The sequence below is a fragment of the Kitasatospora sp. NPDC097643 genome, assembly GCF_040302625.1.
Classification (GTDB): Bacteria; Actinomycetota; Actinomycetes; order Streptomycetales; family Streptomycetaceae; genus Kitasatospora.
The window spans coordinates 1-1,753 of record NZ_JBEOSA010000164.1; the positions used below are offsets into that span (position 1 = coordinate 1).

2 protein-coding genes are annotated in these 1,753 nt (G+C 72.0%); both read right to left on the bottom strand.

Annotated features, from left to right (window positions below; translation table 11 throughout):
• Positions 1 to 20: 20 nt before the first annotated feature.
• A complete protein-coding gene (locus ABTY15_RS39590) occupies positions 21 to 1,463 on the bottom strand; it encodes a LutB/LldF family L-lactate oxidation iron-sulfur protein (protein WP_350607625.1) in 1,443 nt (480 codons plus the stop codon).
• The coding region (locus ABTY15_RS39595; protein ID WP_350607627.1) for a heterodisulfide reductase-related iron-sulfur binding cluster at positions 1,460 to 1,753 on the bottom strand (294 nt) is incomplete at its 5' end. The genes ABTY15_RS39595 and ABTY15_RS39590, both read right to left, overlap by 4 nt.

Consider the following 1,753-nt stretch of genomic DNA (forward strand, 5'->3'; position numbering starts at 1 on the left):
GAGGATCGCCTCGCGGCTGCTCATCGCCCCTCCTCTCTGTTCTTGCGCCACCAGGTGCGGAAGGACTCGGCGGGCGGTGCGGGGGTGTCGCGGCTGTCGGTCCAGCCGTGCAGCGGGCCGGGCAGCCGGCCGATCCGGCCTCCCCGGGCCAGCGCCCGGCCGCCGATCGAGGCCGCCTTCTGGGCGGCGCTCAGCAGCCGCGGGGAGTCGAGGACGGCTGCGGCGGCCTTCATCGCCAGCGCCTCCGCCGACCGCCCCTTGGCCTCAACCGCCTTGGCCCGCAGGTGGACCAGCACCTCCGGGATGTCGATCTTCACCGGGCAGGCGTCGTAGCAGGCCCCGCACAGGGTGGAGGCGAACGGCAGGCTGGCGGCGTTCTCCACGCCGACCAGCTGCGGGGTCAGCACGGCGCCGATCGGGCCGGGGTAGACCGAACCGTACGCGTGGCCGCCGGTGCGTTCGAAGACCGGGCAGACGTTGAGGCAGGCCGAGCAGCGGATGCAGGCGAGGGCCTGGCGGCCGACGGTGTCGGCGAGGGTATCGGTGCGGCCGTTGTCGAGCAGGACGAGGTGGAAGGCGGCCGGCCCGTCGCCCTCGGTGGTGCCGGTCCAGGTGGAGGTGTACGGGTTCATCCGCTCGCCGGTGGACGAGCGCGGCAGCAGTTGGAGGAACACCTCCAGGTCGCTCCAGGTGGGGACGACCTTCTCGATGCCCATGACGGTGATCAGGGTCTCGGGCAGGGTCAGGCACATCCGGCCGTTGCCCTCCGACTCCACCACCACGACCGTTCCGGTGTCGGCGACGGCGAAGTTGGCACCGGAGACGGCCACCTTGGCGCCGAGGAACTTCTCCCGCAGGTGCCGTCGGGCCGCCTCGGCGAGTTCGGCCGGGTCGTCGGTGAGGCCCTCGGGCGCCGGCTGCCCCCACTCCCCCATCCTGGCCGCGAAGAGATCGCGGATCTCGGTGCGGTTGCGGTGGATCGCCGGGACCAGGATGTGCGAGGGCCGGTCGTCGCCCAATTGCACGATCAGTTCGGCGAGATCGGTCTCGTAGGCGGTGATCCCGGCCTCGGCGAGGTGCTCGTTGAGGCCGATCTCCTGGGTCGCCATGGACTTGACCTTCACCACCTCCGACTCGCCCGTGGCGCGGACGAGTTCGGTGACGATCCGGTTGGCCTCGGCCGCGTCGGCGGCCCAGTGCACGGTACCGCCCGCCGCCGTGACGGACTCCTCCAACGCGACCAGGTAGCGGTCGAGATGGCGGGCGGTGCGCTTCTTGATCGCGGCGGCGGACTCGCGCAGCGCCTCCCAGTCGTCCAGCTCCGAGGCGACCGCGAGCCGCTTGTCCCGGATCGTGGTGGTGGCGCGCTTCAGGTTGGCGCGCAGCTGGTCGTCCTTCAGCGCCTCGCGCGCCGCCTCGGGGAAGGACGGCGAGCCGAGCCAGACGACTCCTCGAGTGCTCACCGTTCGGCTCCTTCCGTACCGGCCAGGATCTCGGCCAGATGCATGATCCGCACCGGGGCGGACTGCCGGGACAGTCCGCCGCCGATGTGCAGCAGACAGGAGTTGTCGGCCGCGCACAGCACCTCGGCGCCGCTCTCCAGAACGCCGCGCGCCTTGTCGGCGAGCATCGCGGCGGAGGTGTCGGCGTTCTTGACGGAGAAGGTGCCGCCGAAACCGCAGCACGAATCGGCGCCCGGGAGCTCGACCAGGTCGAGGTCCTTCACCGCCCGCAGCAGCCGCTCCGGGCGGTC